The sequence below is a fragment of the Mesorhizobium sp. WSM4832 genome, from assembly GCF_055811115.1.
In genome coordinates this window covers 61,891-69,194 of sequence record NZ_JBVVQH010000030.1, presented here as the reverse complement: position 1 = coordinate 69,194, position 7,304 = coordinate 61,891, and the positions used below count along the sequence as shown (strand labels likewise).

At 64.0% G+C, this 7,304-nt stretch carries 6 protein-coding genes; 3 read left to right on the top strand and 3 right to left on the bottom strand.

From position 1 onward, the window contains the following. Positions 1-226: 226 nt before the first annotated feature. The 3 genes from AC0L2L_RS31070 to AC0L2L_RS31060 all read right to left on the bottom strand — a co-directional run bounded on the left by AC0L2L_RS31070 (position 227) and on the right by AC0L2L_RS31060 (position 1,715). On the bottom strand, positions 227-886 hold the full coding sequence (locus AC0L2L_RS31070) for a peroxiredoxin (protein WP_027166610.1): 660 nt from the start codon (positions 884-886) through the stop codon (positions 227-229). Positions 887-1,072: 186 nt separating this feature from the next. Further along, a complete protein-coding gene (locus tag AC0L2L_RS31065; protein WP_027166611.1) occupies positions 1,073-1,438 on the bottom strand; it encodes a cell division protein ZapA in 366 nt (121 codons plus the stop codon). A 4-nt stretch (positions 1,439-1,442) separates the two neighbouring features. Then, complete coding sequence (locus AC0L2L_RS31060; protein ID WP_473583658.1) at positions 1,443-1,715, bottom strand: DUF4164 domain-containing protein; 273 nt, start codon at positions 1,713-1,715, stop codon at positions 1,443-1,445. A 265-nt stretch (positions 1,716-1,980) separates the two neighbouring features. On the opposite strand from AC0L2L_RS31060, the gene tkt reads away from it, so the two are divergent. From tkt to AC0L2L_RS31045, 3 genes are all read left to right on the top strand, one after another. Then, positions 1,981-3,972 (top strand): transketolase, encoded by a 1,992-nt coding sequence (gene tkt / locus AC0L2L_RS31055; protein ID WP_473583657.1) that lies wholly within the window; start codon positions 1,981-1,983, stop codon positions 3,970-3,972. A gap of 155 nt (positions 3,973-4,127) precedes the next feature. Next, positions 4,128-5,138 (top strand): type I glyceraldehyde-3-phosphate dehydrogenase, encoded by a 1,011-nt coding sequence (gene gap / locus AC0L2L_RS31050; RefSeq protein ID WP_473583656.1) that lies wholly within the window; start codon positions 4,128-4,130, stop codon positions 5,136-5,138. 155 nt (positions 5,139-5,293) lie between these two features. Continuing rightward, positions 5,294-7,183 (top strand): potassium/proton antiporter, encoded by a 1,890-nt coding sequence (locus AC0L2L_RS31045; protein ID WP_473583655.1) that lies wholly within the window; start codon positions 5,294-5,296, stop codon positions 7,181-7,183. Positions 7,184-7,304: the final 121 nt, after the last annotated feature.

The window sequence follows — 7,304 nt, the reverse complement described above, 5'->3', positions numbered from 1 at the left end:
CGGCGAACCCATCATAAGGGGGAAAACTGTTACCTATGTATCCGGTTCAAAGTGTTACCCATCTATCGGCTGGACACCGGCAGGGCAATGAGGGGCAGCACTGAGGCTGCGTGATTATCGTTTCTAGCGCTGTTGAGTCTGAGGATTTGGCGCGATCCGAAACGCCGCGCCGCCCCTCATCCGTCCTTCGGGCACCTTCTCCCCGTGGAACGGGGAGAAGGAAAGCTCACGCCGCGGGCTGCTTGGTCTTCCTGAGATAAGGCAGCACCGTTTCATAGGCGCCGAAGCGCTTGACCGCATCCTCGTTGGAGACGGCGGCGGTGATGATGACGTCGTCGCCCTGCTTCCAGTTCGCCGGTGTCGCCACCTGGTGCTTGGCGGTCAGCTGGATGGAATCGATGACGCGCAGGATCTCGTCGAAGTTGCGGCCCGTCGTCATCGGATAGGTCAGCACCAGCTTGATCTTCTTGTCCGGGCCGATGACGTACACCGAGCGCACGGTGGCGTTGTCGGCCGGCGTGCGGCCATCCGAGCTCTCGCCGGCACCCGCCGGCAGCATTTCATAGAGCTTCGCGACATGGAGGTCGCGGTCGCCGATCAGCGGATAGTTCACCGTATGGCCGGTGGCGGTCTTGATGTCGGCCTGCCACTTGTCGTGGCTCGATACCGGATCGACCGAGATGCCGATGATCTTGACGTTGCGCTTTTTGAACTCGCCTTCGAGACCGGCCATGGTGCCGAGCTCGGTAGTGCAGACCGGCGTGAAATTCTTCGGGTGGCTGAACAGCACCGCCCAGCCGTCGCCGATCCAGTCGTGGAACTTGATAGTGCCCTGTGTGGTTTCGGCCGTGAAATCCGGCGCGACATCGTTGATACGGAGACTCATGACCCTGTCCCTACCCTTTTTGTGAAACGATGGCCGGCATTGGCCGGCGTGGCTGCTAAGCTAGCACTATCGTGGTTTCGGTCAAACGCCGAGAGCCGCGGCTGGGGCCGCCGCAGGACGAATTTTTTTCGTGACCACCGGCAATCCGCGGCAGGATTTTCTGCTTTCGCGACCGGGTAGAGCCGCTCAGGCTTTCTTTATCGCCAGCGTCGCCGTGAGATCTTCCATGCGCTGCGCCAGCGCGCCGAGCGCGGTTGTGAGCACGCTGTCGCTCTTGTCGGCCTTGGTCAGCGCCTCGTCGCGCGTCTTGCGCAGCGTCAGCACTTCGCTCTCCATGCCCTTGACGCGCTTGGCGAGCTCCGAGAGCTCGTCCATCACCATGATGCCGGCCATGACGGTGAGCCTCTGGTCGCCGATCTCGCCGAAGGAATCCTTCAGATGCGAGACATAGCGGTCGAAGCGCTCGGCGAGGTCGATCAGATGCTCTTCCTGGCCCTCGTCGCAGGCCATGCGATACTGCTTGCCGTCAATGGAAACCGTGACCTGTGCCATTGCCTTACCTGTCCAGCACCGCCCGGATGGTTTCCATCGCGGTCACCAGCCGTCGCGACACTTCCTTGTTGGCGTCTTCGAGACGCTCGGCGCGCGCCTCGGAATTGTCGAGCTCCTGCGCCAGTCGCGAACGGTCGGCGTTCATGCGCTGCACCTCGGCCTCGGCTTCCGAATAATCGCGCTCGTGCTCAAGCTTCGCCGCCACGGCGTTTTCCAGCCCTTCCATGGCCTTGCCAAGCCTGGCGATGACTTCCCTGAGGGTCGTATCCGCGGTCATGGCCTTCGTCCTATGCCCTGCCCATCACCGAATCGCGCGCGTTCAGAACGCGTTACCTCGGAAAGATTAGGCACCGGGTGAAGGGCGCGTCAACAAAGCTCTCGCGACTGTCCCCCGCTATCGCTAATGTAAGGCGCCCGACGGCATCACAAGCCCGGCAAAAACCGCGCCCATTTGTTGACTAAAGGGCCGTGCCTGCTATGTGTCGCCAAGCCCTTTCCCTAGGGTTCTCCCAAGGCCCTCAACTTAATTCCCCGGAGGAAGCATGACCTCGCGTGAACAACATGACCGGATGGCCAATGCGATCCGTTTTCTTGCCATGGACGCCGTCGAGAAGGCGAATTCCGGTCACCCCGGCCTGCCGATGGGCTGCGCCGACATCGCCACCGTGCTGTTCAGCCGCTTCCTGAAATTCGACGCCAAGGCGCCGCACTGGGCCGACCGCGACCGCTTCATCCTGTCGGCCGGCCACGGCTCGATGCTGCTCTATTCGCTCCTCTACCTCACCGGCTATGAGGACATGACGATCGACCAGATCAAGAATTTCCGCCAGCTCGGTTCCAAGACCGCCGGCCATCCCGAATACGGCCATGCCGCCGGCATCGAGACCACCACCGGCCCGCTCGGCCAGGGCCTTGCCAATTCGGTCGGCTTCGCGCTCGGCGAGCGCATCATGAACGCCGCCTTCGGCAACGACCTCGTCAACCATTACACCTATGTTCTGGCCGGCGACGGCTGCCTGATGGAAGGCGTTTCCCACGAAGCCATCGCGCTGGCCGGGCATCTGAAGCTCAACAAGCTGATCGTATTCTGGGACAACAACAACATCTCGATCGACGGCCCGGTCTCGCTTGCCGACAACACCGACCAGGTCGCCCGCTTCCAGGCCTGCGGCTGGAACGCCAGCCACATCGACGGCACCGATCCCGAAGCCATCGCCTACGCCATCGAGGCGGCGCGCCATTCCGACAAGCCGACGATGATCGCCTGCAAGACCACCATCGGCTTCGGTGCTCCGACGAAAGCGGGCACCAACAAGGCACACGGCTCGGCGCTCGGACCGGAGGAGATCGCCGGCGCGCGCAAGTTTTTCAACTGGGAATCGCCGCCCTTCGAGATTCCCGCCGACATCCTCGACGCCTGGCGCGCCATCGGCAAAGGCGGCGCCAAGGCACGCGATGACTGGGAAGGCCGTCTGGCCAAGGCCGAGCCGAAGCTGAAGGCCGAGTTCGAACGCCGCCTGTCGGGCAAGCTGCCTTCCAACTTCGACGCCGTCATCGCCGACTACAAGAAGAAGCTCTCGGCCGACAAGCCGAAGGTCGCCACCCGCAAGTCGTCGGAAATGGCGCTCGAAGTCATCAACGGCGCGGTGCCGGAAACCATCGGCGGATCGGCCGACCTCACCGGTTCCAACAACACCAAGACCAGCCAGACCAAGAACATCACGCCCGACGACTACGGCCAGCGCTATGTCCACTACGGCATTCGCGAGCACGGCATGGCCGCCGCCATCAATGGCCTGACGCTGCATGGCGGCCTGATCGCCTATGGCGGCACCTTCCTGTGCTTCTCCGACTACGCCCGCCCGTCCATGCGCCTGGCATCGCTGATGGGCATCCGCTCGATCTTCGTCATGACGCATGACTCGATCGGCCTCGGCGAGGACGGCCCGACCCACCAGCCGGTCGAGCATCTGGCGGCGCTGCGCGCCATCCCGAACCACAATGTCTTCCGTCCGGCCGATGCGGTCGAAACCGCCGAATGCTGGCAGATCGCGCTCGAATCCGAAAAGACGCCTTCGACCCTGGCGCTGACCCGCCAGAACCTGCCGACGGTGCGCACCGAACACTCATCCACGAACCTGAGCAGCCAGGGCGCCTACGAGCTGGCCGCCGCAAGCGGCGAAGCCGCGGTGACGATCTTTGCCACCGGCTCCGAGGTCGAGATCGCGCTCGGTGCGCGTGACCTGCTGGAAAAGCACGGCCACCCGACGCGCGTCGTGTCGGTGCCCTGCTTCGAGCTGTTCGACCAGCAGAGCGAGGATTACCGCAAGAAGACCATCGGCAATGCCAAGATCAAGGTCGCCATCGAAGCGGGTATCCGCCAGGGCTGGGACCACCTGATCGGCAGCGACGGCATCTTCGTCGGCATGCACGGCTTCGGCGCTTCGGGCACGATCGAGCAGCTCTATCCGCATTTCGGCATCACCGCCGATGCTGCGGCCAAGGCGGTCGAAGCGCGTCTGCACGGCAAGTAGGAATTGGTCCAGGCCCGGCAACGCCGATTAACGGTTTTGCCGGACTGGACCAACCTAATCGATTTAAATTCGACCTTCTCCGGCTGGATTCTTGACCCGTCCGCCGTTATGAAGCTGCGGACCCATCCGCTTTCCAGTCCCCAAGGGAGAGAACAATGACCGTCAGAGTTGCCATCAACGGATTTGGCCGTATCGGCCGCAACATCCTGCGCGCCATCCATGAATCCGGCCGCAAGGACATCGACGTCGTCGCCGTCAACGATCTCGGCCCGGTCGAGACCAACGCACACCTGCTGCGCTATGACAGCGTGCACGGCCGCTTCCCGCACGAAGTGGCGGTCGACGGCGACCAGATCTCGGTCGGCAAGGAGAAGTTCAAGGTCACGGCGATCAAGGATCCGACCCAGTTGCCGTGGAAGGAACTCGGCATCGACATCGCGCTCGAATGCACCGGCATCTTCACCGCTCGCGACAAGGCCGCCGCGCACCTGACCGCCGGCGCCAAGCGTGTCATCGTCTCGGCTCCGGCCGAAGGTGCTGATCTGACGGTCGTCTACGGCATCAACCACGACAAGCTGACCAAGGACCACATCGTCATCTCGAACGCGTCGTGCACCACCAACTGCCTTGCCCCGCTGGCGGCTGTGCTGCACGAGACCGTCGGCATCGAGAAGGGCATGATGACGACGATCCACTCCTACACCGGCGATCAGCCGACGCTCGACACCATGCACAAGGACCTCTACCGCGCCCGCGCGGCGGCGCTCTCCCAGATCCCCACCTCGACGGGTGCTGCCAAGGCGATTGGCCTAGTGCTGCCCGACCTCAAGGGCAAGCTCGACGGCATCTCGATCCGCGTGCCGACCCCGAATGTGTCGGTCGTCGACCTCAAGTTCATCGCCAAGCGCTCGACCACGCCGCAGGAGATCAACGAGGCGCTGATCGCCGCTTCCAACGGCAAGCTCAAGGGCGTGCTCTCGGTCACCCATCACCCGAACGTCTCGATCGACTTCAACCACGATCCGCATTCCTCGATCGTGGCGCTCGACCAGACCAAGGTCATGGACGGCAACTTCGTTTCGGTGCTGTCCTGGTACGACAACGAATGGGGCTTCTCGAACCGCATGGGCGACACCGCCGTTGCCTTCGGCAAGACCATCGCCTGATTCAAGGCGCATTCCGTAGTTCGAAACGCCCGGTTCTGCCGGGCGTTTTTTATTGGCCGGCGAGCCAAATAACACGCCTTCGCCTTGCACTCGTCATGTCTTCGCCCCACTCTGCCGCAAAGCGGGAGGGACGCGGATTTGAGGGGCATTGGCGGATGGAGCATGCGATCTATCTTGTAACGCTGGTTGGCACCGCGCTTGTCGTGGCCGCCGCGTTCTCGAGCCTGATCGCCTTCCGCTTCGGCGCGCCCTTGCTGCTCCTCTTCCTCTGCATCGGACTTGCCACCGGCGTCGACGGCCTCGGCATCGAGTTCGACAATGCGCGGCTGGCTTATTTTGCCGGCTCACTGGCTTTGGCCGTCATCCTGTTCGATTCCGGTTTCGGCACGCCGCTCAACGCGCTGCGGCAAGCAGCCGGACCGGCGCTGTCGCTGGCCACGATCGGCGTCATCCTGACCACCGGCATCTTCAGCGTCGCCGCCTCCTATTTTCTCAAACTCAGCTGGCTGGAATCCTCGCTGCTTGGCGCCGCTGTCGCCTCGACCGACGCGGCCGCGGTCTTCTTCCTGCTGCGCGCCGGCGAGATCCACCTGCGCGAGCGCGTGCGCGCGACGCTCGAAGTGGAATCCGGCACTAACGACCCGATCGCCATCTTCCTCACCATCACCCTGGTCGAGATCATAGCCGCGCATGCCAACCCGGAAGCCAATGCGCTGGCCACCAACCTTTTGCTCGGCTTCCTCGTCAATATGGGGCTCGGCGCCGTTGTCGGCGTGCTCGGCGGCTTTGGCATCGTGCGTCTTGTCGAGCGGCTGAACCTCGACCACGGCCTGCTGCCGATCTTCGTGCTGACGCTGTCGCTGATGGTGTTCGCGGCAGCCGGCGCCATCGGCGGCTCGGGCTTCCTCGCCGTCTACATTGCCGGACTGATCGCCGGCAATTCCGACATCCGCGCCGTCACCATCCTGAAGCGCTTCCAGGACGGCATGTCGTGGCTGGCGCAGATCATCATGTTCCTGATCCTCGGCCTGTTCGCCACGCCCTCGCAATTCCCGGCCATCCTGGTGCCGGCGATCCTGCTCGGCCTGTTCCTGATCTTCGTGGCGCGGCCGGTTGCCGTCTGGCTCTGCCTGATTCCGTTCCACCTGCCGCGTCCCGAGGTCGCCTTCGTCTCCTGGGTCGGCCTGCGCGGCGCGGTCTCGATCCTGCTTGCCATCACGCCTTTGCTCGGCGGCCTCGAGCATGGCCGCCTGATCTTCAACGCCGCCTTCATCATCGTGCTCGTGTCGCTGGTGGTGCAGGGCTGGACGGTCGGTCCGCTGGCGCGGCGCCTCGGCCTGATCGTGCCGGCGCGTCTCGGGCCGCTCGACAAGGTGGAGCTCGAATTGCCGGGCTCGGCCCATCATGAGCTGCTCGCCTATCGCGTCGCGCCTGGCAGCCCGGTGGCGCGCGGCGAGCGCATCCCGCGCTGGGCTCGGCCCTCGCTGGTGCTGCGCGACGGCCGCTCGATGCGCTTCCAGGACATGGGTCGGCTGGCTGCCGGCGATCAGGTCTATATCTTCGTCCCGGATCGCTATCCGCGCCTGCTCGACAAGCTTTTTGCCAGCCGCGCCGTGGTCGATCCCGAGGATGCCGATTTCTTCGGCGCCTTCGCCGTCGATCCTGCCCGTCCGGCGGCGGAGTTGGAAGCGGCCTATGCGCCGGGCCTGACCGAGGCAGAACAGAAGCTCACCGTTGCCGCGCTGGTTTCGGATCGGCTTGGCGGCCACCCCGAATATGCCGACCGTGTGGTGATCGGCCCGATCGAGATGATCGTGCGCGATGTCGACGAAAAAGGCAGGATCACCGGGCTTGGCCTTTCCTTCGAGCCAACCGCGCCGGTGGCTCGCGTGCCGGTGTTCATGAGCGCCGGCGAGATCGGCGACCGCATAACCGCCCTGATCCGCAACTGGCGCAGGCCGGCGGAAAAGCAGGCGGTCGAGGACGTGCCGATCGACGCCGTGGCGCCCGCGCCGGACGAGCAAAAGGCGACCAGCCAAGGCTGATGTCTCACAGCGACATCATTTTTGCGCGCGCGCTTCAACGCGGCCCTTGCATCGTCGTTCGCGCCGGGTAAGGTCGCCGCGTTTTCGTTCGGCGCGACACGCTTTAGAGCAATTCCAGGAA

Bases quoted from the DNA above. Each gene is read 5' to 3' on its own strand.
- AC0L2L_RS31070 (WP_027166610.1), bottom strand. From the start codon at position 886: ATGAGTCTCCGTATCAACGATGTCGCGCCGGATTTCACGGCCGAAACC.
- AC0L2L_RS31065 (WP_027166611.1), bottom strand. From the start codon at position 1,438: ATGGCACAGGTCACGGTTTCCATTGACGGCAAGCAGTATCGCATGGCC.
- AC0L2L_RS31060 (WP_473583658.1), bottom strand. From the start codon at position 1,715: ATGACCGCGGATACGACCCTCAGGGAAGTCATCGCCAGGCTTGGCAAG.
- tkt (WP_473583657.1), top strand. From the start codon at position 1,981: ATGACCTCGCGTGAACAACATGACCGGATGGCCAATGCGATCCGTTTT.
- gap (WP_473583656.1), top strand. From the start codon at position 4,128: ATGACCGTCAGAGTTGCCATCAACGGATTTGGCCGTATCGGCCGCAAC.
- AC0L2L_RS31045 (WP_473583655.1), top strand. From the start codon at position 5,294: ATGGAGCATGCGATCTATCTTGTAACGCTGGTTGGCACCGCGCTTGTC.